The following is a 519-nucleotide window of genomic DNA, read 5'->3' as shown; positions in this document are numbered from 1 at the left end:
GCCGGTCACTCTGACATTAACAGCTACAGGAAATAGCCCTTGTGCCAATGCTGTGTCAACTAAAACTTTGACGATAAATCAGGCTCCAACAGCAGTTGCAGGAACCGATGTAATAGCTTGTTCAAATGCTGCAATTAAAATTACAGAAGGATCATCAGCTACTAACAACACAGGAATTACCTGGACCTCCAATGGAACAGGAACCATCGCTAATCCCACTTCTCTTACTGAAGCGACTTACACTCCGGGCACTGGGGAAACCGGGCCTGTCACTCTAACATTAACAGCTACAGGAAACAGCCCTTGTGCAAATGCGGTGTCAACTAAAACTTTGACGATAAATCAGGCTCCAACAGCAGTTGCAGGAACCGATGTAATAGCTTGTTCAAATGCTGCAATTAATATTACAGAAGGATCATCAGCTACTAACAGCACAGGAATTACCTGGACCTCCAATGGAACAGGAACCATCGCTAATCCCACTTCTCTTACTGAAGCGACTTACACTCCGGGCACTGG

At 45.5% G+C, this 519-nt stretch carries 1 protein-coding gene; it reads left to right on the top strand.

Features of this window, described 5'->3' with window-relative positions; translation table 11 throughout:
- Positions 1-519 (top strand): hypothetical protein (locus HC176_RS16025; RefSeq protein ID WP_209309751.1); only part of this gene is annotated, 519 nt, incomplete at both ends.

This window comes from Tamlana crocina, assembly GCF_012037625.1.
The sequence above is the reverse complement of the archived record's forward strand: the minus strand, read 5'-3'. Positions and strand labels throughout refer to the sequence as shown.